This is a genomic window from Nocardia niigatensis NBRC 100131 (assembly GCF_000308655.1).
Classification (GTDB): domain Bacteria; phylum Actinomycetota; class Actinomycetes; order Mycobacteriales; family Mycobacteriaceae; genus Nocardia; species Nocardia niigatensis.
Genome location: NZ_BAGC01000111.1, coordinates 100,101 through 124,357 on the forward strand (window position 1 = coordinate 100,101; position 24,257 = coordinate 124,357).

Here is a 24,257-nt window from a genome sequence, read left to right on the forward strand (position 1 = left end):
AGACACGGATATCTCAGCGGCCCAGCCGTCGGAGCCTCAGCCGCACCAGGTTCCGACGACCTCGTTGTCCTGTTTGCAGGCGGCGGCGTCGAGGCCGGCGGGGCGGAGGGTGGTGTACATCGTGCGGATGGTGTCGTCGGTGGCGATTCCGTCGGTGCCCTGGTCGGCGTAGAAGACCATGACCACCGATTGGCCCTTGTTGCCGGGGACCGCGATGGCGTGGACTACCGAGGCGGCCGGGTGGGAGCAGTCGTTGGGGCCCGGGTTGGCGAGGGTCGCGGTGACGTGAGCGGCGGGTTTGCCCTGGACTGTAAGGGTTTCGACATTACCGAGGGTGTAGGTGGAGTTGGGGCGGTCGTCGTTGGCGCCGGCGACGGTGGCCCAGTTGCCGGCCACGTCCTTGGCCGCCGCGGAGAGGTCGCCCAGTGTGGAGCCGGTCACGCCCGCGATGGCTTTCGAGTGCTTGCCGTCGCACGACTTGGGCGAGAGTTCCGCCGCACCGCTCATCACCACGCGACCGCCGCCACCCTCGAAGCCGACGATGGTGGTCGGGGTCGGCACGGTCCACTCCTTCGGCACGTCGTATACCGCGTTGCGGGAGACGGAGTAGGAGGTTTGCCAACCCGGAGTGAGCGACGCGATGGTGGCCTTGGGCGCCCCGGCCGTGGTGGTCGGCAAGGGTTTGGTGCGGGTCACGGTGTCCTGCGGCCCGTATTGGTCTGCGGGCAGCGCGGTTCCGGTCACGGTGTGTGCGGGCGTCAGCGCCGCCACCACGAGGATGGCGACGAGCCCCAGCACGCTCACGGCGATCAACGCGATCACCAGGGGCCGGTGGGTACTGGGTGGCTTCGACAGCGGATGCTCCGGGTACACGCTGTCCACCCTATCCAGGGGCGTGGACGACGGCCGGTCGGCGAACTGGTCGGTAGAGGTATCCGGCCCCAGCATGCCGATGGCGGCGAATTAGACTCCCGGTCATGACACTTGCCGCGCAGTTCACCCGTGTTCCGCATCCCGCGCCTGTCCCGGCGCAGCGGCGGCAGGAGATTCTCGCGGAGCCCGGGTTCGGGCGGTACTTCACCGATCACATGGTGTCGCTGGATTATGTGGACGGGCAGTGGACCAACGGCCGCGTCGAGCCCTACGGACCGTTGGCCATGGACCCGGCCACCATGGTGTTCCACTACGGCCAGGCCATCTTCGAGGGGCTGAAGGCCTACCGGCAGGCCGACGGCAGCATCGCCACCTTCCGGGTGGACGCCAATGCCGCGCGTTTCCGCCGCTCCGCCGCGCGCATGGCGATGGCGCAGCTGCCCGACGAGCTGTTCATCGAATCGATCCGTCAGCTGCTCGAGGTGGACGCCGACTGGGTGCCCGCGGCCGGCGGCGAGGACTCGCTGTACCTGCGACCCTTCATGTTCTCCACCGAGGTCGGCCTGGGCGTGAAGCCGGCCGCCGCCTACAAGTACCTGCTGCTCGGCGGTCCCGCCGGCGCGTACTTCCCGCGCGGTCTGAAGCCGGTCAAGGTGTGGCTGTCCACCGAATACGTGCGCGCGGCCCCCGGCGGCACCGGCGAGGCCAAGGTGGCGGGCAACTACGCCGCCTCGCTGCTGGCCCAGCAGCAGGCCGCCGAGAAGGGCTGCGACCAGGTGGTGTGGCTGGACGCCTGCGAGCACCGGTACGTGGAGGAAATGGGCACCAACAACCTCTTCTTCGTGTTCGGCAGCGGCTCCGACGCCCGCCTGGTGACCCCGGAGCTGTCCGGCTCGCTGCTGCCGGGTATCACCCGCGACTCGCTCATCACCCTGGCCGCCGACTCCGGCTACAAGGTCGAGGAGCGCAGGGTCTCCGTCGACGAATGGAAGAGCGGCGTCGAATCCGGGGAGATCACCGAGGTTTTCGGGTGCGGCACCGCCGCCGTGGTCATTCCGGTCGGCTCGGTCCGCTCCGCCGACGGCGAATTCATCATCGGCAACAATGGCGAACCCGGCGAGGTGACCATGGCGCTGCGCGAGAGCCTCACCGGCATCCAGCGTGGCACCTTCGCCGACACTCACGGCTGGCTGCGCACCATGGTCTGAGGCCCGTGAAGCGAAAAGCGCCCGCCCCGAACGAATTCGGGGCGGGCGCTCGGCATTTCGGGTGCGGATCCACATGATCCGCCCATGCGATCGGATCAGCTGGGCATGAACATGTGCCACTGCTCCAGCGTCTGCGGCCGCATCACGTAGTTGTTCTCTTTGATGTGGGTCAGCGTGGCGCTGGGCTCCTCCGAGTACCAGTGACCCGGGTACACGGTCGGGTTGGACTTCAGATCGGCCAGGTAGCGCAGGCTGCGGAACATGGCATCGGAGTCGCCGCCGGGGAAATCGGTGCGGCCGCAACCGTCGACGAACAGCGTGTCGCCCGCGATCAGCCGGTCCTCGAACAGGAAGCACTGACTACCCGGCGTGTGCCCGGGCGTGTGCAGCAGTTCGATCTCGAACCCGCCGACCGCGACCTTGTCGCCGTGCGCGTGCCCGGTCAGCTCACTGGGCGCGATGCCGGTGACATTGGCGACCCAGGGCAGTTCCTCGGCATTGACGTGCACCGCCACATCGGTCTTCTCCAGCAGCTCCTTCACCCCGCGCAGGGTGAAGCCCATCATCGTGCCGCCGACATGGTCGGGGTGGTGGTGGGTGGCCAGAACGCCGGTCAGCCGCATGCCATCCGCCTCCGCGATGTCGGCCAGCTGCCCGGCCTCGTAAGCGGGGTCGACGACCACGGCTTCACCACTGTCCCGATCCCCGATCAGGTAGGCGAAGTTGCGCATCTGCGTGGCGATCGGGTCGCCCACCGCCCAGTCGCGGCCGGACAGCAATTGGCGGAAATACAAACGGTCGGAGGCCATACCTGACAGCGTATTGCCCACGTGGCGTACATCGGCATCCGGATCCTGCCCATTTGCCCGAAATGGCTGTTTGACCAGCAGATTTCCTGTCGGGCCCAGCTGCTAACTTCCCCCCATGCCCACGGTCCTCCACGAAGTACTCATCGACCTGTTCCGGCACCGCCCGCAACTGGTCGCCGACCTACTGCCGTTGGTGACCGACACCCCACTACCCGAATTCGACCATGCCCGACTGGAATCCGGCGACTGTCCCGACATCAACCCCACGGAGTATCGGGCCGATATCGTGGTGGTCCTGGCAAACGGGGCTCATCCGGAAATGGCCGTGGTGGTGGAAGTCCAACTGCGGCCGGACCCGGGCAAGAACTGGAGTTGGCCCGTCTATCTCACCACGCTCCGTGCCCGATTGCGTTGCTGCACGCTGCTGCTCGTGATGTGCCCGGACAAGCACACGGCCGCATACTGCCGAAGGCCGATTCCCGTCGCGCCGGGGTTCACCCTGACACCCGTTGTCATCAGCGCGTCGGACGTGCCGGTGGTGACTGACACCGACACCGCGGCGGCAAATCCGGAACTGACTGTCCTCTCGGCGATCGCGCACCGTAACGATCGGCATCGGGACGCCATTCTGACCGCGCTCGCTACCAACGTGGTCGACGCGCCGAACGGTGAAATGTACATTGACCTGGTAATGGCCGTCTTGCCACGGGCGGCCCGGCACTTCTTGGAGAGCCTTATGACCGCCGGAACATACGAGTACAAGAGCGAGTTCGCTCGGCGTTACTTCAGTCAGGGCGAAGCAGAGGGGGAGGTCAAGGGAGAGGCCAAGGGGGAGGCGAAGGCGCTGCTGGCGGTCCTGCGGAGCAGGGGGATCGCCGTGGACGAGTCGACTGTTGCGCGCGTCGGGGCGTGCACCGATATCGAGCAGCTCGACGTGTGGCTCGACAGGGCAGCGACAGCGTGCTTCGCCAACGAGGTGTTCGGGGACTGACGGACCGGGTGCACTCGAGACTCCGGTGTCGACCCTCGTCCTCCGCGGTCGGTGAAGAGGGCGGACGTCCTTGCCGAGACACGAGTCTGCACGCCGATCACATGATCGGCGTGCAGACTCGGAGATTGTGGTAGTCGGTCAGCGCAGAATGGCTTCGATCTCGTCCGCGGCCTCGGTGCCGTACGCCTCGCGCAGGCGCTTCATCGCGACGTCGTGGTCGAGGCTCCAGTCCTGCGGCCCAACGGTTTCCAGGACGAGCACGGCGACCAGCGAGCCGAGCTGGGCCGAGCGCTCCAGGGACAGGCCCGCGGACTGGCCGGTGAGGAAGCCGGCGCGGAAGCCGTCGCCGACGCCGGTCGGATCGACCTTGGCGTTGTCGGGGACCACATCCACGTGTAGCTCGGTGCCGTCGCGGTCGACGATCTTGGCGCCCTTCGAGCCCAGGGTGGTGACGCGAATGCCCACGCGCTCACCGACTTCCGCCTCGCTCAGGCCGGTCTTCTGGAGCAGGATGCCCCACTCGTACTCATTGGTGAACAGGTAGTCGGCGCCGTCGATGAGACGCAGGATGGTCTCGCCGTCCACCAGCGCCAGCTGCTGGGAGGGGTCGGCGGCGAAGCGGATTCCGGCGGCGCGGCACTGATCGGTGTGGCGCAGCATGGCTTCCGGGTCGTCGGCGCCGATGAGCACCATCTCCAGATCGCGGCCCAGCGCGGTGACGTCGATCTCGCGGGCCTCGGTCATGGCGCCCGGATAGAACGAGGCGATCTGCGCCATGGTCTCGTCGGTGGTGCAGACGAAGCGCGCGGTGTGGGCCTCGGTGGAGACGCGCACGGCCGAGCAGTCGACGCCGTTGTCCTCCAACCACTTCCGGTACTCGCCCCAGTCCTGGCCGACGGCGCCGACCAGCAGCGGGGTGCGGCCCAGCACGCCCATGGCGTAACTGATGTTGCCGGCCACGCCGCCCCTGCGGATGACCAGATCATCGACGAGGAAGCTGAGCGACACGTGCTGCAGCTGGTCCGCCAGCAGCACATCGGAGAACTTGCCCGGGAAACGCATGAGGTGATCGGTTGCGATGGAGGCGGACACGGCGATGGTCACTGGGTCGATCCTTCGGTGACGTGCGGCTGCGCACCGGGATGCGGAGATGACAGACGCGGGGGGCCGGCGGTGGATTGTGCGGCCGAGGGGGCCGCAATTCGAAACTACTCTGTCCGAGACAGGGTATTCCAGATCCCGGACGACTCAGCGCTCACCACGACAGAGTGAGCACACACGACAGCGCGGAACATCCGGGGGTCGGACGTTCCGCGCTGGCGGGCGCTATGTCAGTTGAAGCTGTCGCCGCAGGCGCAGGAGCCGGTGGCGTTCGGGTTGTCGATGGTGAAACCCTGCTTCTCGATGGTGTCGACGAAGTCGATCGACGCGCCCTGCACGTAGGGGGCGCTCATCCGGTCGACCGCGAGCTTGACGCCGCCGAACTCCACGACCAGGTCGCCGTCGAGGCTCCGGTCGTCGAAGAAGAGCTGGTAGCGGAGGCCCGCGCAGCCACCGGGCTGGACCGCGATGCGAAGGGCGAGATCGTCGCGGCCTTCCTGATCCAGCAGCGCCTTGGCCTTCGAGGCGGCGGCGTCGGTCAGAGTCACACCGTGAGTGGTGGTCTCGTTCTGCACAGTCATGAACTCTCCTAAGGGACCTGTTTTCAACCCGTGAAGGCATGGCCACCGCCTCCCCGGGCCCGTCTCGATGGCTACCAACACCTGTCGGCAGGCGACTATTCCCCATCCTACGCGGCGCGTATTCCCCGGACGGCCCAGGTTGTGCAGTCGCTGACAGATAGCTGGCGAAGTGTGCGACACAACAATCCGGGAGACCGGGATTTTCCGGCGGACATGTCATCGAATAGCCTGGTCGGCGTGAAGTTCCTGCGCCGTGGCGAGTCCACCTCCACCCCCGACAGCTCCAGCACCGATGCCGTCGCCGCGGTGGAGGACAAGAACGTCACCCTGGGCAAGGGGCGTCCCACTCCGTCCCGGCGGGACGCCGAGGGTCGCCGCCGCGGTCCGGTGGCGCCCGCGCCGAGGACCGCCAAGGAGGCCCGTGCCCGCCGCAAGGCGCTGCGCGGATCCAAGGAGGACCGCAAGGCGTCCTCGGCCGAGCGCAAGGCCGATATGAACGACCGCCGCTCCCGCATGCTTGCCGGTGAGGAGCAGTTCCTGCTCCCGCGCGACAAGGGCCCGGTCAAGAAGTACGTGCGCGACATCGTGGACGCGCGCCGCAATCTGCTCGGCCTGTTCATGCCGCTGGCGCTGGTGCTGATCCTCAGCATGATCCTGTCGCCGGCGCTGCAGGCGATCGTCACGCTGGCCATGCTGGTGATGATGCTGTTCATGATCATCGAGGGCGTCGTCCTCGGCCGGATCGTGAACAAGCGGGTGCGGGAGCGCTTCCCGGAGAGCGTCGATTCCTCCTTCTCGCTGGGCTGGTACGCCTTCGTGCGCGCCTCGCAGGTGCGCCGCATGCGCGCGCCGAAGCCGCAGGTGAGCCCGGGCGACGCGGTCTGAGCGACCGCTGCTGGTAGTTGTCCACTGACGGGCGGGTTTCGACCCGCCCGTCAGTTGTGTTCGCGGTAGGTCGACAGGGCGCGGATCTCGAGTGCGACACGGTCGCGGTCACGGTCGATGACGTTCGTGGAACCCGCGAATTCCCAGTTGTGCTCGCGGTGGAAGGGGACCGCGCGGCCGGCCGCGGCCAGCAGGGCGACGATGCGGCGGAACATGGTCACTGCCTCGGGGGAGCCGGTGGTGGTGTGGAAGCGGCCGGGGGTGATGGCGGTCATGCGCGGGCCTCGCTCTCCTCGGTGGGGTCGGTGGTGTCTCCGGTCATGAAGCCGAAGGTCAGGGTGCCGAGCGCTGTCATGGCGGTTCCGGCTGCGACGATTGCGGACAGTGCTTGCATGGCAGTAAGTTTTCTCTAGGGAAATTTCGGCCAACAGTGGCTGTTCTGACATTGTTCGCAAATATCCGGCCAGAGAGGATCGGGTCATGCTCTCGAAGGTCGCCGTCGTGCTCAACGACAACCTCGCCATGTTCGAATTCGGCGTCGTCTGTGAGGTTTTCGGGCTCGACCGGACCACGGACGGGCTGCCCGCCTTCGACTACCGGGTCTGCGGCGTCGAGCCCGGGAAGCCGCTGAAGTCCAGCTCACCGGGCATACACGTGACCCCGGAGTACGGGCTGGAGGAGCTGCGCGACGCGGATCTGGTTGCCATTCCGGCCTTGCCGATCTTCGCGGGCAACCCCATCGACCCGCGCGTGGTGGATGCCGTGCGAGACGCGGCGGAAGCCGGCGCCACCGTGCTGACCGTGTGTTCGGGGGCCTTTCTGGCGGGCGCGGCGGGACTGCTCGACGGACGGAAGTGCACCACGCACTGGCGGTATGTCGATCTGCTGGCGGAACAGTTTCCGGCGGCCACCGTCGATCCGGATGTGCTGTTCGTGGACGAGGGCAATCTGATCACCAGCGCCGGGACCGCGGCGGGCATCGACGCCTGTCTGCACCTGGTGCGGCGCGAATTGGGCAGCAGCGTCGCCAATGCCATCGCACGGCGCATGGTGGTGCCGCCGCAGCGGGACGGCGGGCAGCGGCAGTTCATCGAACGGCCGGTGGTGGACTGCAGTTCCGACAGCCTCAGCGAGACCCTGCACTGGATGGGCGAGCATCTGGAGCTGCCGCACACCGTCGAGGCGCTGGCCGCGCGGAGTTCCATGTCGACGCGCACCTTCGCGCGGCGCTTCGCCGCCGAGACCGGGACGACGCCGGTGAAATGGCTGACCGGGCAGCGGGTGCTGCTGGCCAAACAGTTGCTGGAGGATACCGACCTGGATCTCGAATCCCTCGCTCACCGTTGCGGGTTCGGGTCGGGGGCGCTGCTGCGGCATCACTTCCAGCGGGTGGTGGGGATCGCGCCGGTCGAATACCGTCGCCGGTTCGGCGCTCGCGTGTCCTGAATCGGGGCTTGCGGTTACGATGCGCAACCGTGCGTCGGGGAATGATGATCGCGGTCGTGCCGTTGGTGGTGCTGATCGCCGGTGGGGTCGCCGGGTGCAAGGATCCGCGGAATGCGGCGGGGGGCTGTGTGGTGGGGACCTCGCCCGATTCGCAGGTGAAGCCGGCGGACTGTTCGAAGCCGCACGACGGCAGGATCGTCGCGAGCGTGGACCATCGCTCGGACTGCCCGCAGGGCACGGATTGGTCGTATACGGCCAAGGACCTGAAGGTCAATTGCGTGCACAACGAGAAGAGCTCCTGAGCCGCACTCGGTCGCGGGCAGCGGGACTCGGCCCGGCGCCCTGTGATGGTCGTGCCTACTCGGCCGGAGTACCGGTGCAGTTGATACCGTGCTGACGTGTCGCACACTGCTCAGACAACCGATCGGCCGCTGCGGACCCTGGTGCTCGGTGGCGCCCGGTCCGGGAAGTCGGCTTACGCGGAACAGTTGGTCGCGTCGGAGGCGGTGCGGTACGTAGCCACCGCGGTGGCCGACCCCGCCGACGCCGACTTCGCCGAACGCATTGCGGCGCACCGGGCTCGGCGTCCCGCGAACTGGACGATCGTGGAGGGCGACGCCGTCGCCGCACTCGCCGAAGCCACCCCTGTCACCCTGGTCGACGACCTCGGCACCTGGCTGACCGCGCGCCTGGACGCGCGTGCCGCCTGGGAGTCGCCGCGCGGAATCGTCGCGCCGGATATCGACGCGCTCGTCGACGCGGTGGCCGGATACCCGCAGCGCCTGATCATCGTCAGCCCCGAGGTGGGGCTCGGGGTCATCCCGGCCACCGCCTCCGGCCGGCTCTTCCGCGACGAGATCGGCACCCTGAACCAGCGGCTCGCGCAGGTCTGCGACGAGGTCTTCCTGGTGGTGGCCGGGCAGCCGGTACGAATCAAGCCGGACCTCGCCGCCATGCTCGCGACCGCGAATTCCGGCGCCGCAGTGGCGACTTCGGGCCAGGTGACCGACGCCGCCGCAGAAGGCACTGAGGTGCAGCCGGTTTCGGCCGCCGTTGCCGCCGCAAGCAGTGCGGTTTCGGCCTCTTCAGCGGCCGGGACGGGCGACGTGTCCGCTGCGGCTGCGCCGGGTGAAGGCGCGGCTGTTCTCGGAAGTGGTCCTGACAACACGGAACTCGGGATGACGGCCGCCGGGGCGATGACCGCGGCCGCTCTGGGCGCCACGGTGTCTGACGGCGCTGTCACTGCGCACGGCAACGCCGCGGCGGTCGAAGAGAGCTCCTCGACCGGCGATGCAGGTGCCACGCCAGTCGGCGCGGACGGGGCCGCGAGCATGCCCGGTGGGGCCTCTGACAGCCCGGTTCTCACCAAGCCCGTGCGGATTTCGTTCGGTCCGGTGCTGGGGCCGGATACGGCGGTGCGGCGGGCTGCCGAGGAGCGGCAGTTGCAGTTGACCAAGCCGGCGGGAGCGTTGGGGCGGTTGGAGAAGCTGGCGAACTGGGTGGCGGCGTGCCAGGGGGTGTGTCCGCCCAAGCAGTTCGAGCGGGCTCGGGTGGTGGTGTTCGCGGGTGATCACGGGGTGGCTCAGCACGGGGTGTCGGCGTATCCGAGTGAGGTGACCGGGCAGATGGTCGCCAACTTCCTGCACGGTGGGGCCGCGGTGAATGTGCTGGCGCGCTTGGCCGACGCGACGGTGCGGGTCGAGGACATCGCGGTGGATTCGGAGACCGCGCCGGAGATCTCGCGGCACAAGGTGCGGCGGTCCAGCGGCTCCATCGATCGGGAGGACGCGCTGACCGAGGCCGAGGTGCAGGCGGCCCTGGCGGCGGGCGCGACCATCGCCGACCAGGAAATCGATTCCGGCGCAGACCTTCTCATCGCCGGTGACATGGGCATCGGCAACACCACGCCCGCCACCGTGCTGATCGCGGCCATCACCGACACCGAGCCGGTGATCGCGGTGGGCCGCGGCACCGGTGTCGACGACGCCGGGTGGATCCGCAAGACCGCCGCCGTTCGCGACGCCATGTGGCGGGCGCGCCCGGTGGTCAAGGATCCGGTTGCCCTGCTGCGCACCGCATCCGGCGCCGACTTCGCCGCGATGGCGGGCTTCCTCGCCCGCGCCGCGGCCCGCCGCACCCCGGTCATCCTGGACGGCGTCGTCGTCACCGCGGCCGCTCTGGTCGCCGACCAGCTGGCTCCGGGCGCCCGCGCCTGGTGGGTGGCCGGTCACCGCTCCAGCGAGCCCTCCCACACCATCGCCCTCCAGCGCCTCGACCTCGAGCCCCTGGTCGACATGAGCATGCGCCTGGGGGAGGGTTCCGGTGCGGTCGCGGCCCTGCCGCTGCTCCGCGCCGCCGTCGCCACCCTCGGCGAAATGGCGACCTTCGACTCCGCCGGAGTCAGCACCGCCGACACGGGCACCGAAGCCGCCGGTGCCTAGCTACCCGCCGATCGCGGCATCGAGTCACGCAACGCGAGACGCGATGCCGCACAACCCGGCCGGGCGCGCCGGACTCCGGGTGACCCCGTGAACGGGGTCCGGCTGGCGGTCTCGTGGTTGACCGTGTTGCCGGTGCGGGGGCCCGAGGAGGTGGATCGTGCGGTTGCCGGGCGCGCGATCGGCTGGGCGCCGCTGGTCGGGGTATTGCTCGGGGCTGGGGCTGCCGGATCGCTGTGGGGGCTGGGCGAGTTGGGGGCCTCGGGGCTGCTGGCCGGGTTCGTGGTGGTGGCCGGGCTGGCTTTGATCACGCGGGGGATGCATATCGACGGGCTGGCCGACACCATGGACGGGCTCGGGAGTTACGGGCCGCCGGAGCGGGCCCGGGAGATCATGAAGAGCGGTGGGGCGGGGCCGTTCGGGGTGGCGGCGCTGGTGTTCGCGCTCGGGATTCAAGCGGTTTCGCTGGGAGCCTTGGCCGCGAACAGCCGGTGGCTCGCCGTGGTGATCGCGGTCGCCGTGGGGCGAGTCGCGGTGGTGCTGGCCGGTCGGCGCGGAATCGACGCCGCGCCGGGAGCCGGATTCGGAGCGCTGGTGGCTGGGACGCAGCATCCCGCGCTGGGATTCGTCTGGGGCGGGATCGCATGTCTCGCCGCGATATTCGCGACCGGAAATCCGTGGCAGGGGCCGCTGGCCGTGTTCGTGGCGCTGGCGGCTTCGATGCTGCTGGCACGGCACTGTGTCCGGCGATTCGGCGGCCTCAATGGCGATGTGCTCGGTGCCGCCCTCGAAGTGAGCGTCACCATCGCCGCCGCGGTGTTGTCCTTCGCCCGCTAGCCGCAGGCTCGCGGGGCGGTTGCCGACCGCAGGGGCCAGATCGTCGAGGTTCCGAAGGACACGCGGCGATGGTCGGGCGCGTCGGCGAGCCGGGCCGGAACCGGTGCGGAGGCGGCGCAGATCGTGCACTGCCGCGTTCGGCGATCTCCCTCCGAGGGCGCCCTGCCCAGCCGGCCTGGATCAGCCCTGCGACGGGGAGTGGGTCAATTCGATCAGCGGTGGGGCGGGTGGCACGAGTTGTCGGGCCTGGCGTGCACGCGTCGGCACGAGCGCGAGCGACAGCGGCACTTGCCCGGATCGACGGGTTGCCGGGATGCACGAATTCGAGGGAAACGCGGTGCGGGTTGCCGGCCAGAAGGAGGTAGAGGCGCGAATCCATCGCGCCGCCTCACTCCTAGGAGCTCACCATGGTACGGATGCGAGCGGGTTTGGCAGTGGTCGCGATCGCCGGGGCGGTCGTCGCGGGGGCTGGGTCCGCGTTGGCGGATACGCCCTCCTCGGGCGACACGGTCGTTCTGGTTCCGGGTGGTCAGGAGGTGCGGCCCGACTCGGTCGAGCTGACCCCGGCCGATGCGGGGGATCTTGTCACCGGCATCACCTGGGTGTACTGGGGTCACGGCAATGCGTTCGGCGTGGGGACCGAGACCGTCAAGACGTGCCGGCCCAGTTGTGTGGACGGCGGTTCCACCAGGGCGCCCGTGGTGATCAGGTTGAGTGACGCGAAGCCGCTCGCGGATCAGGGAAACAAGTACTTCGCGCGGGCTACGGTTTATGGTGTGTTCGATAGCCACAGTGTTGCTCTGCGGTAGGAGCCGGCCGCCCGAGACCCAGGACCCCCGAGCCAGGAGGCGCAGGTGCATGTTCCGGATTCGGAGCATGACTTCTTCGCGGTGGTGTTCGACGCGCACTACCGGCGCATCGTGGCGTACGCCCGTCGCCGCGTCGATGCCGCGGTCGCCGATGACATTGCGGCGGAGACGTTTCTGCGGGTCTGGCGCAAGCTCGACGACGTGCCGCGCGACGACTTTCCGGTGGGCGCCCTGCCCTGGATCTACGGCATCGCACGGCACGTCCTGCTGGAATCCGCGCGGGGCGAGCGCCGCCGTGACGGTCTGGCCGCACGCATCGGCACGGTGGATCCGCCTCGCGCCGTGCACGATCCGGCCACCGAGGACGCCATCGTCGTCGGCCGCGCCCTGCGCTCACTGCCCGAACTCGACCGGGAGATCCTGCGTCTGCACGCCTGGGAGGACCTCGATGCCGCCGAGATCGCCGCGGTCCTCGGCTGCCCGGTGACCACCGCCCGGGTACGCCTGCACCGCGCCCGCAAGCGCCTGGCCCAGCGGCTGAAGGAGACCTCGTGAACGACCGGGACCACGGCCGGAACGACTCGGACCACGGCCTCGATGACAGCGTCCTCGACCGGCTGCGTCGAGCCGATCCACTCGCCGGCACGAATCTGGACACTCCGGCCGATCGTGACCGTGCCGCAGCGCTTTTCGCCCGGATCACCGCTGAGTCCCGTGCGGCAGGCGAAGGGCCGCGGTCCGAGGGGGACGGCGACGAGCTGTCGCGGCGGCGGGGTGCGCGGTCGTCATGGGTGCTGGGGCTGGCGGCGGCTGTGGTGGTGATCGCGGTGGCGGTGGCGTTCCTGGTGTTGCCGAATCTGTTCCGGGACAACACCGCCACCGCGTCGGCGGCGGAACTGTTGCGGGACGCGGCGACGGCTACCGCGTCGAATCCGGCTGGTTTTCAGCGGATTCCGGGGCAGGCAAGTGCGTATCAGCAGGTGATGCACAGTACGGTCCACCAAGGGCCGGGGTATCGGTACAGCATCGACTCCACGGTGCGGACCGAGGTTCGTGCGGGTGGCCAGGCTGTTATCGAAACCACCACGGGGGAACCGCATTTCGTCGACGAGGCCTCTCGCAAGGCGTGGGTGGCCGCGGGGAGCCCGCCATTGACCGGGCCGGTTCCGGGTACGAGCACCGTGACGCAGCCGCTGGTGTACCAACTCGGCGGGCAGATGCTGTCCTGGGCGCAGCTCGGGGCGCTGCCGACCGGCGTGGTGACGCTTGTCGGAGCGCTGACGGCGACCGCGCTGCAGCAGTCCGTGTACCGATCGGCGGTGCAGTTGCTGCAAGCGCCCGCGGTGCCGGCGGCGCTGCAGGCGGCGTTGTATCGGGTGCTCGCGGAGCAGCCGGGGCTGACAGCAACCGAACATGCTGGGGCGGTGAGCATTTCGCGGGCGGGCGAACCCGCCTTTACCTTCGACCGGGCCACCGGGCAGCTGCTGCGCGTCGATCGGTCCACGCCCTCGGATCCGAGCACCGTCATCCAGTCGGCGGGTCTGACTCCCTGCGTCGCACCGTTGTCGGCCCCGGCACCGTCCGAGATCTACATCGGATGTGCCACTGGCGCATACATTCTCGACAAGCTGCACTGGACCGGCTGGGGCGAGAACCAGGCCACCGCCACCGGCACCGCGGGCCTGCGCGACTGCACGCCGAACTGTGCCGCCGGCCCGACCACTGTCACTCCGGTCGAGGTCACCATCGGTCAACCGCAAACCTGTGGCTACAACTTGCGCATCTACACGCGCGTGGATATGCGCTATCCGAAACCTGTCAAGGGGCTCGTGAACGGCGGTACCGGACCCGATCGTTCCGGTACCGCGGATTGGTGGAATCTGGCCTGCCCCAAGGGATGATCATGGTCGGCGTTCGTTCGTAGAACTTCGCTGGACCGGCGAACGGAACACATTCGGATGCAACGGATCTCACGATTCCCGCGCCGAACCCGACCCCGCTCGCGGTCGGGCCCGCCGCGACGCCGGCCGCCGGGCCCAATGCGCTCGGCGGCCTGCTCGGCGTGAACTCGGGCAGCGCGCTCACCGCCTGCGCGGGCAGCGCCGTGGTCGGCAGTGCCGCACTGGGATTGGGCATCCTCGCCGGCAGCGGCATGGGATCCGGCCTGATCGGCCCCGGTTTCGTGCCCGGCTCCAGCGGCCTGGCAGGTCCCGGATCGGCCGGTGCGGGCAGCGTGATGGCGGGTAGCGCCGCGACCGGCAGCGCTCTCCTGACCTGCATGCTCCTGCTGCCCGTCCCGATGCCGCCGGAACCCGGTATCCCCCTGGAGATTCCGAGCCCCCGGCCGTCGTCCCGGCCGCCGCGCCGATCCTCGCACCCGTCCCCGTGGTGATTCCACCCGCCCCCGCGCCGATTCCGCCGCTCCCACCGCCACCGCCACTCCGGGTCGAGTACGCAGCCCCCGCCCCATCGGAGCAGCGGATCCCCCTGACCGCCCTCCAGGTCATGACGGTCATGATCATCACCATCATCGCCGGTGCGCGCGCCCGTCTCGCTCGCGCGCACCGCGGCGCGGTCGGCTAACCGGAAGTCAGGAGAGCTTCTCCAGTTTCGGAACCTGCCACTTCCCGTTCAGCACCTCGTCTTTCGGCGCGTACAGCCGCAGGGTCAGCGAGAACGGGCCGGACTCCGGAATCGGCAGCCAGTGCCCGGCCGGGACGCCGGCCCCGGGTTCGGCGTTCTGGACGGCGATCTCGACGTTGCCGTCGGAGTCCGGGGTGAGCGGGACCTTGTGCCCGACCGTGTAGATGCCCGCCGGGTTCTGCGCCAGATAGCTCTCGCCGTCATAGGCGGTGAGCGACCAGAAGGCACCGACCGGCGGCAGCTCGTCCTGGGCGAAGGTCAGCCGGAAGCGGTCGCCGCTCTCGGCGGTCGCGTTGATCGTCGGATACACGGCGTCCCGGGGCAGATTCGCGCCCAGGCCGACCGAGGCGACCAGCGCGCGCAGCGCGTAATCGGTCCCGTAGGCCCCGACATTGAGGTCGAAGGTCCAGCCGTTCTGGTTCTGGGCCTTGGGATCCCGATAGGCGGCGATGCGCTTGCGGGCCTCGGTGACCGCGGCGGTCAGCACGTTCACCGTGTTCGCGGAGACCGTGCCGCCCGGTTTGATGCCGATGGCGGCGAACCGCTTCAGCACGGGGCTGTCCTCGGCCGCGGGCGGATCGAGCGCCATGAGCGCGCACATGCGGTTGAAGAACGTGGGGCCGTCCATCTTCGCCACCAGCTGGGCGGGCGAGCCGCCCCCCGTCGCCTGGGAACCCGGCCCGCCCTGCACCGCGTGCGGGTCGGCGTTCCAGACGCTGAGCGGAGCCAGCTTCAGCTTCTGTTGCAGGGCGCGCACGTTCGGAACATCCTTGTCGCCCTTGTACTCGATGCGCCCGAGCAACCAGGTGGTATTGGTCGGCATGGCCAGCTGGGTCATGCCGTCGGGCACCATGCCCTGCCACCCCGGACCGGTGACCAGGTACGTGTACGGCGGGTGCGCGGCCCCGTCCGTCAGGCGCGGGTTCGCGCTGCCGGGATCGTGCACCGTATTGGTCCAGGCGTCCATGAACTGCATGAGCCAGTACCGGCCGGATTCGATGGCCGGCACCTGCACCACCATCGGCTCGGCGCGCAGGTCGAGCCAGGCCTGCGAGTAGAGGGTGTCCAGATTGAGCCGGACCACCTGTTTCTCCTCGGGCGTCGGCGGGTCCTGATGCACGAATTCGTTGTCCGGGCCGCCGGTTTGGCGGGTGACGTCCATCAGGACCAGCGGAAAGCCGAACACGTAGGCGTCGGTCGCGATGTCCTTGGGACCGGTGGACGCCGGGGTGGTACTCGTGGACGATGCGTTGCTCGACGTGCCGCATGCCGTCAAACCCAGTGTGACCGCGGCGGCCGCGCCGAGCGCGAAGACCTGACGGCGCGAGAATCGCGCGGCGTCCCGGTTCGCGTCGTACGACAGGAAATCCCTCACTTCCACAGTTCCTTTCCCGACGGTGTGATGACCAATTCGTGAATGTCCTGCACTCTATTGCAGAGTCACTGCAACTATAATGGCTAACCATTGGTTACCGTACTGCCGCGGCAACGAAGGAGCACGAATATGAGCTCGGCCGACTCGATTTTCACCGGTGGACCGATCATCACCGTCGACCCGAATCACCCGAATCCCACCCACGTCGCCGTGCGCGACGGCCGGATCATCGCGGTCGGCGGGGACGAGGTCCTGGATCGGCGCGACGGCGGCACCGAGATGATCGACCTCGGCGGCCGCGCCCTGCTACCGGGATTCGTTGAGGCGCACACCCATCCGACGCAGGACCAGATGATGTTCACCGACCTGGTCGTCGACATCCGCCCGGTCACCACCTGTCCGACCGCCGAGGACGTGCTGCGGACCATCAAACAGGAACTGGCCGCCGCGCCCGCCGGACGACCGCTCATCTTCTACGGCTGGGACGTGCTGTTGCAGCCGGGGCTGCCCGATCCGACCCTCGCGTGGCTGGACGAGCTCGGCCCCGAGCGGCCGATCATCATCTGGCAGAACTCCGGCCACTTGGCCTGGTCCAACACTGTCGCCATGAAGAACGCCGGACTCTACGACGCCACTCCGAATCCGGTGGGCGGCAGCCTCGATCGGGATGCCGACGGACATCTCACCGGCAAGGTCTACGAGGCGCCCGGCGTGCTCGCGGTGGCCGGGCCCATCCTGTTCGGCGCGCTCTCCGGGCCCGAGGCGCTGGCGAAGCAGCAGGCGAGCCTGGCCGCGCGCGGCGTCACGCTGTGCAGCGACATGGGATTCTCGCCCCTGATGCGGCCCCTGGTCGCCGCCCTGTACGAGCAGAATCTCGCCAAGGTCCGCATGCGTGTGTACGAAATGTCCACGACCGCACTGAAAACCGACTACCCGCTGGTCAACGGCGACGACCTGTTCCAGCAGATCGGCATCAAGGTGTGGGTCGACGGCTCCCCGTGGGTCGGCAATATCGACACCTCCTTCCCGTACCTGAACACCCCCGCCACCGCGGCGCTGGGCTTCGGCCACGACCACCGCGGGCACGCCAACTACACCGAGGAGCAACTCGACGAGATCGTCGGCGCCTACTACCCGCAGGGCTGGCAGATCGCCTGCCACGTGCACGGCGACCTGGGCGTCGACAAGATCCTCGACACCTACGAGAGGGCCCTCACCGCCCATCCCCGTCCGGATCACCGTCTGCGCCTGGAACATTGCGGCGCCATGACCGCGGCCCAGTACCGCCGCGCCGCCCGCCTCGGCGTCACCTGCAGCCTGTTCGTGGGCCACCTCTACTACTGGGGCGACGTCCTCGAGGACGATCTGTTCGGGACGGACCACGGTGGCCACTGGGTCCGCGTCAAGTCCGCCATGGACGCCGGCATCCGCGTCTCCTTCCACAACGACAGCCCCGTCACGCGGGAGGAGCCGCTCCGCAATATGGCCGTCGCCGTCACCCGCAAATCCCGTAGCGGCCGCGTCCTGGCCCCCGAGGAACGCATTACGGTCGACCGGGCGCTCGAAGCCCAGACCATCAACCCGGCGTGGCAGCTGTTCGCCGAGAACATCGCCGGATCGATCACACCCGGCAAGTATGCCGATCTCGTTGTGCTCGACCGCGATCCGCGCGCCACCCCCGCCGATGGCTGGGCCGCCATCGGCGTCCACACCACGTATCTGGCGGGCACGCCGACCTACCAGTCCTGAACGGCCTCAACGCGAAGGGAGCGCCCTCCTGCCGGAAGGCGCTCCCTCGTCGTATCGGATCAGAGGTTGACCGGGTAGGTCGGCTCCTGGATCTCGGGCTTGATGCGGTTCTCGACGAAGATGCCGTGCCAGATCATGAAGACGATGAGCGTCCACAGACGGCGGCTGTGGTCGACCGGGCCGGTGCGGTGGGCCTCCAGCATGGCCAGGACGGCCTGCTTGTCGAGCAGGTGGTCGGTGCCCGACTCGGTGATCTGGGCGCGGGCCCAGTCGTAGAGTTCGGGGCCGCGCAGCCAGTGGCGCAGCGGGACCGGGAAGCCGAGCTTGGCACGGTGCAGCACGTGCGGGGGCACGATGTCCGTGAGCGCCTGGCGCAGCGCGTATTTGGTGGTCTCCTTGGTGATCTTCTGATCGACGGGGATCTTCTCGGCGACCTTGAACACCTCGGGGTCCAGGAAGGGGACACGCAGCTCCAGCGAGTTGGCCATGGTCATCTTGTCGGCTTTGACCAGGATGTCGCCGCGCAGCCAGGTGAACAGGTCCAGGTGCTGCATGCGCGCCACCGGATCCCAATGATAGCCCTGCATGGCGTAGATCGGGGCGGTCACATCCTGGTGGGTCCACTCGGGCCGGAATTCCCGCAGCACCGAACGCAATTGGGCGTCGTTGAAGCTGCGGGCATTGCCGTAGTAGCGCTCCTCCAGGGTGAGCGAGCCGCGGTGCAGCAGGCTCTTGCCGCGGGTGCCCTCCGGAATCCGGTCCGACAGCTTGCCGGCCAGCTTGCGCAGCGGCTTGGGCAGGTAGTCGAAGGGCTTGAGCGACAGCGGCTCCCGGTAGATGGTGTAGCCGCCGAACAGCTCGTCGGAGCCCTCGCCCGACAGCACCACCTTGACGTGCTTGCGGGCCTCCTGGGCCACGAAGTACAGCGGCACCAGCGCCGGGTCGGCCACGGGTTCGTCCAGGTACCAGACGATTTCGGGAATGGCGGCCGCGTACTCCTCGGGGGAGACCATGCGGATGAAATGCTTGGCGCCGATGGCCTCGGCGGTCTCGGCGGCCACATCGGCCTCCGAATAGCCCTGCCGCTCGAACGCCGAGGTGAAGGTCAGCAGGTTCGGGTTGTGCCGGATGGCCAGGGCCGCGATGGCGGTGGAGTCGATGCCGCCGGACAGGAACGCGCCGACGGTCACGTCCGCGCGCATGTGCTTGGCGACGGAGTCCTCGAGCGCCTCGGCGATCTCCCGGTAGCGCTTGGCCTCCGAACCGGCCGCGAACTTCTGCACCCGGAACTGCGGGTTGAAGTAGCGGGTCACGCGCGGGGCCTCGCCCGGCTCGACCCAGGCGTAGCAACCGGATTCGAGGCGGCGGATGTCCTTGTGCAGGGTCTCGGCCTCGGGCACGTACTGCAGCACCGTGTAGTGCTCGAGCGCGCGCGGGTCCAGGTCGTCGGAAAGCTCCAGTGCCGGAAGCAGACCCAGCAGGCTCTTCTTCTCGCTGGAGAAGGCGGTGCCGCCATCGCCGGTGGCGATGAACAGCGGCTTGATGCCGAACGGGTCGCGCGCCAGGAACAGCTTGTCCAGCTGGGTGTCCCAGATCGCGAAGGCGAACATGCCGCGCAGCCGGCTCGGGGCCTTGGCGCCCCAGTAGTGGAAGGCGGCCATGATGGCCTCGCCGTCGCCCTCGGTGCGGAACATCGGCTCATCGCCGAACTCCGCCTCGTGCGCCTCCCTCAGCTCGGCGCGCAGCTCCAGATAGTTGTAGATCTCGCCGTTGAAGGTCATGGCGTACCGCTCGGGGTTCTCCGGCGGACCCCAGCGCAGCGGCTGGTGCGAATGCTCGATGTCGATGATCGACAGGCGGTTGAAGCCGAAGATCATCCGCTCGTCATTCCAGGTGCCCCGCTCGTCCGGGCCGCGATGGCGCTGGCAGTGCATCGCCTCGTACACCTGTGCCGCGGTGGCTTCGACCGTCCGCCCATCCGGAGTAGTAGCCGTTGCAGCTGTCAGAAATCCGAGCAGACCACACACTGCGCCGAGAACCTCTTTCCGGGGTCTAAGGATTGGGGCGTACCCGCATGAGCACGCTGGACGCGAAATCTACTGCCCGAGTATGCCGTACTGCGACCGATCACGCTCAGCCCCTGCATCCAACACGGAAAGGTTCGCAGCCCGCCTCGGTCTGGACCGCGGCTCGATGGACCTCCGCCTTGTAGCGGGGGACGAAGCGGAGGAGCGGAGGAGGGAAGACCGAGGTGACAGGGCTGCGGACAGCCGGAGCGAAGCGGAGACAAGTTGGACAGAGCGTGTCGAAGAGGACCCCGCCACAACGGGGGCGGTTCTTTGGTCTACGCTGCGTAGTACTTGGGAAACTCTCAGGGTCGGTTGCGTGTTCCCGCGTATCCTTCCCAGAGCCCCGAACTGTGCTGAAAAATGTGTTGCCCGGCGGAAGGGAGTCCGGGCGACGCGGTGTCGGAATGACGACCAGGAAGGCGTTGAGCGTGGCGCACAAGGCGAGCGAGGCGATAGGGGCACGACCCGCCCAGGGTCGGCGGGGCCGCATCCTTCGGCGGGCCGGGCTGGCGGTGTCCTTGGGGATGACCGCGATGCTCGTCTCCGGCTGCTCGATCGACAACGTTTGGCTTCGATTCGGCTGGCCCTCGGGCATCACGCCGCAGGCCACCAGGATGCGCGAGCTGTGGACCTGGTCCGTGCTCGCCGCGCTGGCGATGGGTGTGCTGGTCTGGGGCCTGACCTTCTGGACCATCGCGTTCCACCGCAAGAAGCCGAACTCCCCGGAGTTCCCGCGGCAGACCGGTTACAACGTGCCGCTGGAGCTGAGCTACACGGCGATCCCGTTCGTGATCATCGCCGTGCTGTTCTACTTCACCGTGGTGGTGCAGAACTATGTCATCGATAAGGTCGGCAACCCGGACGTCGTGGTCGACGTGACCGCCTTCCAGTGGAACTGGAAGTTCGGCTACCAGAAGGTCGACATGGCGATCGACGGCCAGCCGGCCCGGTTCACCTACGACGGTGTCGACACCGAGCGTCAGGACATGAACGAGGGCATCAAGGATCGCTACAAGGAAGCGACCAAGGATGGCCACCCGCAGCCGGGCCCGAACAACGGCCTGCCCGCGAACGACATCTCCTACCTGCACTACGACAAGGTCGAGACCGTCGGCACCTCCAACGAGGTTCCGGTGCTGGTCCTGCCGTCCGGCAAGAACATCGAGTTCCAGCTGGCCGCCGCGGACGTCATCCACTCGTTCTGGGTGCCGGAGTTCCTGTTCAAGCGGGACGTGATTCCGAACCCGAAGCAGAACAACTCGGACAACGTCTTCCAGGTCACCAAGATCGAGAAGGAAGGCGCGTTCGTCGGCCGTTGCGCCGAGATGTGCGGCACCTTCCACTCGATGATGAACTTCGAGATCCGGGTCGTCTCCCCGGCGGACTTCCAGAAGTACATGGACGCCCGCGCCAAGGACCACAAGACCAACGCCGAGGCGCTGGCCAGCATCGGACAGTCGCCGGTGGCGACCTCCACCAAGCCGTTCAACACCGACCGCAAGGCGCGCGGTAACGAACTCGCCGACGCCAAGTGAGGATGAACTGACATGAAGGTCGAAGCTCGCATCTTCGAACTGCTCACGGTCTTCTTTGTGATCGTGGCCGTCATCTACGGCTACTTCACGGGCCAATCCCGCACCGGCGTCGAGTGGGCGGGCACCACCGCCATCGTGCTGACCGGCGGCCTGGCCCTGATCGTGGCCACCTACTTCCGCTTCGTCGCCCGTCGTCTGGACCTGCGTCCCGAGGACTACGAAGAGGCGGAGATCGTTGACGGCGCCGGTGACCTGGGCTTCTTCTCGCCCGGCTCGTTCTGGCCCATCCTGCTGGCCGGCGCGGGCTCCGTCGCCGCCCTCGGCTTGGCGTTCTTCCAGTTCTGGCTGATCGCCATCGGCGTGATCTGCGTCCTGGTCGCCGCCGGCGGCCTGGTGTTCGAGTACCACCTCGGCCCGGAAAAGCACTGACGCAAGGCAACCGAGCGCCCCACCCGGAATCCGGGTGGGGCGCTTTGCTGTTCGGGCCTGGGCCGGGAATGTGACCGTGCGGGAGGATGTCTCGAATGGCGGGCGGTCCGCGCAGAACTTCCTCGGCGTAGCTCAGATACCCAGGGCGTGCTTGAGACGCGTGGTCCGCGGCGACATGGCGGCCAGGCCGAGCAGCGCTCTGGGAAAGCGGGGCTGGAGCTGGTGCGGCCTGGTGCGGATGGCCGAGTCGATCCAGCGGGCGGCCTCGGCGGGGTCGAGGGCGGAGTGCTCGGGGAGGTGGACGGGGGAGGCGGAATCGAGCTTGAAGGCCGGATATTGAACGGTGGTGATGTGGATGCCGCGCGGCGACAGCTCGGCATCGGCGCACTGGCAGAAGGTGGTCCAGGCGGCCTGGGCGCTGGCGTAGGACGCGAAATTGGGGGCGGCGCCGGTCTCGGCGCTCCAGGGGCCGACATTCACCACATGGCCGGAGCCGCCTGCCAGCATGGCGGGCAGCAGGCCCAGGGTCAGGCGCAGCGGGCCGAAGTAGTAGGCGGCCATCATGCGCTGGTAGTCGCGGAAACGGTCCAGGGATTGCAACACCGGCCGCCGGGCGGGACGGCCGGTGTTGTTGACCAGGACGTCGACGGTGTCGAATTCGGTGAGCAGCCACTCGACCAGCTGATCCACATCGCCGAGCGCGGCGATGTCGCAGCGGAACCAGTGGGCGCGGCCCCCGCCCTGGATGATGGTGGCGCACTCGTCGACCAGCTGGGAACCGTTGCGCGCCACCAGGATTACCTCCGCGCCGTGAAAACCCAGTAGTCGCGCGGTCTCTCGGCCGACATCGGAGCAGGCGTCGGTGACGATGATGCGTTTGCCTTCGAAGGGGCGTTTCCCCGTAGTGGATCCGGCGGTGCGGGGACGGCGGGCAGCACGGAATTCGATCATGGGACAGGCAACCTTCATCTGAGGATTGAGCATGAACCATGCACCGACACCCCGCCGACAGTGCCGATACCGCCGCCCTGCCCGGCTGCTAACCGATAACCGGCAGTGTGGCGGAACACATTCTATTCGGTCGGGTCATAACGCCGGGCGCGTTCGGCGACACAGATCTCGTCGATAGCGGAAACGATGTCCCGCAACAGTTCCGAGGGCAGCGCCGCCGGCCGCAACCGGCAGGTGAACGTGATGAAGCCGTGGTCCTCGTTGTCGAGTTCGCGCAGGTAACGCGACCGCACGCCATAGGTCATGGCCGAGATGACGGTGAAGCAGCCGGTGCGCTCGCGGTGCCCGGCGAACAGGTCGTGCAGGCCGTGGAAGACCCGGGCGTAGGAGGACAGGGGCGCGAAAACCGAGACCCGGTAAGCCGGTCCGCGTTCGGAGGAGCTGATGACGGTGTCGGCCAGGTACTCCGCATCGCGCAGGGTCAGCACCTTCGGAGCGAACATGAGCGCGCCGGCGGCGGCATTGCGGACCGGCATACCGGCGCGGCCGCCCGCGGACGCGGCGATGGCGCCCAGCGACTTTCGGGCGCGGGCGCCGACCTCGCGGCGGGCACGCAGCGAGAGGTTGGGGGTGGTGGGGTGCAGGCTCGACCACTGGCCGAAGCGCACGGTGCCCAGCTGCACGGTGCCGGTGCCGACCGGTCGGGCAACCTTCAGGGGCGCGGTGTCCACCCAGCGGCCCACCTGCAGCATGGCGTCACCCGGCGACTGGATCTCCCGGTAGGAGTGCTCCACCCAGGTGTCGAAGTCCAGGAACCGGTGCGCGTCGGTGGTGAGCCAGGTGCGGTCCTTGTCCACACCGGTGACCTCGAGCGTCAGCGCGGTGATGATCCCGGTGCGCCCGCCGCCACCCAGGATCCGGCGGAAGCGCTCCGCGTGATGGGTGCGCCCGCAGGTGCCGAAACGCCCGTCCTGATCGACGTATTCGAGCTCGGCCACATTGTCGCTGAACATGCCGAAGCGATGCGACGCCGCCGACAGCCCGCCCACCGCCGCGAATCCGCCCGCCGTGATGTCCCGATGGTCGCCGACCACGGGCAGCCCGAGCCCGTGCGCGCCGAGAGTCCGGTCGATGTCGTACAGCCGCGCCCCCGCCTGCACCCGTACCGTCCTGGCGTCGGCGTCCACCACCTGGACCCGGTTCATCTTCCGCATGCTCAGCACACTGCCCTGATCGGGCAGCGCGAGCTCGTCCTCCGGCCGTTCCCCACCCCGGATGATCAGCGGTTTCGTCGATTGACGTGAATCCCGAACGGTCCGAACCACATCCGCGGTGTCGCGGGGCAGAAATTCGTCGGGGTGGGTGGAGACGGGCGTGCTCATGGCGCTACAGCTAACCACAGTCACGCTCATTGTGCTCGTCCTTGGACGGGCGTCCTAGTGAGCACTGCGCGGACACGCCGTGAACTGCGCGTTTTGGGTTGTGGCACACAGGTTCCCTGCGGGTTTGCGGGGAGCGTTTGTCGGCC

At 68.4% G+C, this 24,257-nt stretch carries 25 protein-coding genes; 15 read left to right on the forward strand and 10 right to left on the reverse strand.

Features of this window, described 5'->3' with window-relative positions; genetic code table 11:
• Positions 1–36 precede the first annotated feature (36 nt).
• Positions 37–948 (reverse strand): DUF8017 domain-containing protein, encoded by a 912-nt coding sequence (locus ON33_RS34470; protein ID WP_040863344.1) that lies wholly within the window; start codon positions 946–948, stop codon positions 37–39.
• A 29-nt stretch (positions 949–977) separates the two neighbouring features.
• On the opposite strand from ON33_RS34470, the gene ON33_RS34475 reads away from it, so the two are divergent.
• On the forward strand, positions 978–2,081 hold the full coding sequence (locus ON33_RS34475; RefSeq protein WP_040863345.1) for a branched-chain amino acid aminotransferase: 1,104 nt from the start codon (positions 978–980) through the stop codon (positions 2,079–2,081).
• Between the two features lie 95 nt (positions 2,082–2,176).
• Here the strand turns inward: ON33_RS34475 and ON33_RS34480 are convergent, their stop codons facing one another.
• On the reverse strand, positions 2,177–2,890 hold the full coding sequence (locus ON33_RS34480) for an MBL fold metallo-hydrolase (RefSeq protein ID WP_040863346.1): 714 nt from the start codon (positions 2,888–2,890) through the stop codon (positions 2,177–2,179).
• Positions 2,891–3,005: 115 nt separating this feature from the next.
• On the opposite strand from ON33_RS34480, the gene ON33_RS34485 reads away from it, so the two are divergent.
• Complete coding sequence (locus ON33_RS34485) at positions 3,006–3,881, forward strand: hypothetical protein (protein ID WP_040863347.1); 876 nt, start codon at positions 3,006–3,008, stop codon at positions 3,879–3,881.
• A 138-nt stretch (positions 3,882–4,019) separates the two neighbouring features.
• Here ON33_RS34485 and ON33_RS34490 read toward each other — a convergent pair whose 3' ends face one another.
• Positions 4,020–4,985 carry a carbohydrate kinase family protein gene (locus tag ON33_RS34490; protein WP_040863348.1) on the reverse strand — a complete coding sequence of 322 codons (966 nt, stop codon included), beginning with the start codon at positions 4,983–4,985 and terminating at the stop codon, positions 4,020–4,022.
• A gap of 227 nt (positions 4,986–5,212) precedes the next feature.
• Positions 5,213–5,563 (reverse strand): HesB/IscA family protein, encoded by a 351-nt coding sequence (locus ON33_RS34495; protein WP_033089671.1) that lies wholly within the window; start codon positions 5,561–5,563, stop codon positions 5,213–5,215.
• A gap of 213 nt (positions 5,564–5,776) precedes the next feature.
• Between ON33_RS34495 and ON33_RS34500 the strand changes: the two genes are divergently transcribed.
• On the forward strand, positions 5,777–6,448 hold the full coding sequence (locus ON33_RS34500) for a DUF3043 domain-containing protein (protein ID WP_169336875.1): 672 nt from the start codon (positions 5,777–5,779) through the stop codon (positions 6,446–6,448).
• A 50-nt stretch (positions 6,449–6,498) separates the two neighbouring features.
• Here ON33_RS34500 and ON33_RS34505 read toward each other — a convergent pair whose 3' ends face one another.
• Positions 6,499–6,723 (reverse strand): hypothetical protein, encoded by a 225-nt coding sequence (locus ON33_RS34505; protein WP_040863350.1) that lies wholly within the window; start codon positions 6,721–6,723, stop codon positions 6,499–6,501.
• Entirely contained in the window at positions 6,720–6,842 is a 123-nt protein-coding gene (locus ON33_RS44180; RefSeq protein ID WP_281033265.1) for a hypothetical protein, read from the reverse strand. The genes ON33_RS34505 and ON33_RS44180 overlap by 4 nt, the downstream gene beginning before the upstream one ends.
• 86 nt (positions 6,843–6,928) lie before the next feature.
• Here ON33_RS44180 and ON33_RS34510 point away from each other — a divergent pair, with 86 nt between their 5' ends.
• From ON33_RS34510 to ON33_RS34550, 9 genes are all read left to right on the forward strand, one after another.
• Positions 6,929–7,894 (forward strand): helix-turn-helix domain-containing protein, encoded by a 966-nt coding sequence (locus tag ON33_RS34510; protein WP_040863351.1) that lies wholly within the window; start codon positions 6,929–6,931, stop codon positions 7,892–7,894.
• Positions 7,895–7,923: 29 nt separating this feature from the next.
• A complete protein-coding gene (locus ON33_RS34515) occupies positions 7,924–8,196 on the forward strand; it encodes an LppU/SCO3897 family protein (RefSeq protein WP_157184895.1) in 273 nt (90 codons plus the stop codon).
• Positions 8,197–8,292: 96 nt separating this feature from the next.
• On the forward strand, positions 8,293–10,335 hold the full coding sequence (gene cobT, locus ON33_RS40320) for a nicotinate-nucleotide--dimethylbenzimidazole phosphoribosyltransferase (RefSeq protein WP_083869521.1): 2,043 nt from the start codon (positions 8,293–8,295) through the stop codon (positions 10,333–10,335).
• Positions 10,336–10,422: 87 nt separating this feature from the next.
• Positions 10,423–11,169 carry an adenosylcobinamide-GDP ribazoletransferase gene (locus ON33_RS34525; RefSeq protein ID WP_040863353.1) on the forward strand — a complete coding sequence of 249 codons (747 nt, stop codon included), beginning with the start codon at positions 10,423–10,425 and terminating at the stop codon, positions 11,167–11,169.
• 434 nt (positions 11,170–11,603) lie between these two features.
• A complete protein-coding gene (locus ON33_RS34530) occupies positions 11,604–11,978 on the forward strand; it encodes a hypothetical protein (protein WP_040863354.1) in 375 nt (124 codons plus the stop codon).
• 45 nt (positions 11,979–12,023) lie between these two features.
• Positions 12,024–12,533 (forward strand): RNA polymerase sigma factor, encoded by a 510-nt coding sequence (locus tag ON33_RS34535; protein WP_083869522.1) that lies wholly within the window; start codon positions 12,024–12,026, stop codon positions 12,531–12,533.
• Positions 12,530–13,879 (forward strand): hypothetical protein, encoded by a 1,350-nt coding sequence (locus tag ON33_RS34540; protein ID WP_051153337.1) that lies wholly within the window; start codon positions 12,530–12,532, stop codon positions 13,877–13,879. The genes ON33_RS34535 and ON33_RS34540 overlap by 4 nt, the downstream gene beginning before the upstream one ends.
• A 161-nt stretch (positions 13,880–14,040) precedes the next feature.
• Positions 14,041–14,370 carry a hypothetical protein gene (locus ON33_RS34545; RefSeq protein WP_040863356.1) on the forward strand — a complete coding sequence of 110 codons (330 nt, stop codon included), beginning with the start codon at positions 14,041–14,043 and terminating at the stop codon, positions 14,368–14,370.
• Positions 14,364–14,561, forward strand: a complete 198-nt coding sequence (locus tag ON33_RS34550) for a hypothetical protein (RefSeq protein WP_040863357.1) — start codon at positions 14,364–14,366, stop codon at positions 14,559–14,561. The genes ON33_RS34545 and ON33_RS34550 overlap by 7 nt, the downstream gene beginning before the upstream one ends.
• A 7-nt stretch (positions 14,562–14,568) precedes the next feature.
• Here ON33_RS34550 and ON33_RS34555 read toward each other — a convergent pair whose 3' ends face one another.
• The gene (locus tag ON33_RS34555; RefSeq protein WP_245551065.1) at positions 14,569–15,996 is read right to left on the reverse strand and encodes a DUF1254 domain-containing protein; all 1,428 of its coding nucleotides are present in this window, start codon (positions 15,994–15,996) and stop codon (positions 14,569–14,571) included.
• A gap of 129 nt (positions 15,997–16,125) precedes the next feature.
• Here ON33_RS34555 and ON33_RS34560 point away from each other — a divergent pair, with 129 nt between their 5' ends.
• Positions 16,126–17,745 (forward strand): amidohydrolase, encoded by a 1,620-nt coding sequence (locus ON33_RS34560; RefSeq protein ID WP_040863358.1) that lies wholly within the window; start codon positions 16,126–16,128, stop codon positions 17,743–17,745.
• 59 nt (positions 17,746–17,804) lie between these two features.
• Here ON33_RS34560 and asnB read toward each other — a convergent pair whose 3' ends face one another.
• Positions 17,805–19,772 (reverse strand): asparagine synthase (glutamine-hydrolyzing), encoded by a 1,968-nt coding sequence (gene asnB, locus ON33_RS34565; protein ID WP_040863359.1) that lies wholly within the window; start codon positions 19,770–19,772, stop codon positions 17,805–17,807.
• A 566-nt stretch (positions 19,773–20,338) separates the two neighbouring features.
• Between asnB and ctaC the strand changes: the two genes are divergently transcribed.
• A complete protein-coding gene (gene ctaC, locus ON33_RS34570) occupies positions 20,339–21,349 on the forward strand; it encodes an aa3-type cytochrome oxidase subunit II (protein WP_051153338.1) in 1,011 nt (336 codons plus the stop codon).
• A 12-nt stretch (positions 21,350–21,361) separates the two neighbouring features.
• Positions 21,362–21,778 (forward strand): cytochrome c oxidase subunit 4, encoded by a 417-nt coding sequence (locus tag ON33_RS34575; protein ID WP_040863360.1) that lies wholly within the window; start codon positions 21,362–21,364, stop codon positions 21,776–21,778.
• A 132-nt stretch (positions 21,779–21,910) separates the two neighbouring features.
• Here the strand turns inward: ON33_RS34575 and ON33_RS34580 are convergent, their stop codons facing one another.
• Together ON33_RS34580 and ON33_RS34585 are read right to left on the reverse strand one after the other, a co-directional pair.
• Entirely contained in the window at positions 21,911–22,729 is an 819-nt protein-coding gene (locus ON33_RS34580) for an SDR family NAD(P)-dependent oxidoreductase (RefSeq protein ID WP_157184896.1), read from the reverse strand.
• Positions 22,730–22,851: 122 nt separating this feature from the next.
• Positions 22,852–24,111: an FAD-binding oxidoreductase gene (locus tag ON33_RS34585; RefSeq protein ID WP_040863361.1), complete on the reverse strand. Its 1,260-nt coding sequence runs from the start codon at positions 24,109–24,111 to the stop codon at positions 22,852–22,854.
• Between the last annotated feature and the right edge of the window lie 146 nt (positions 24,112–24,257).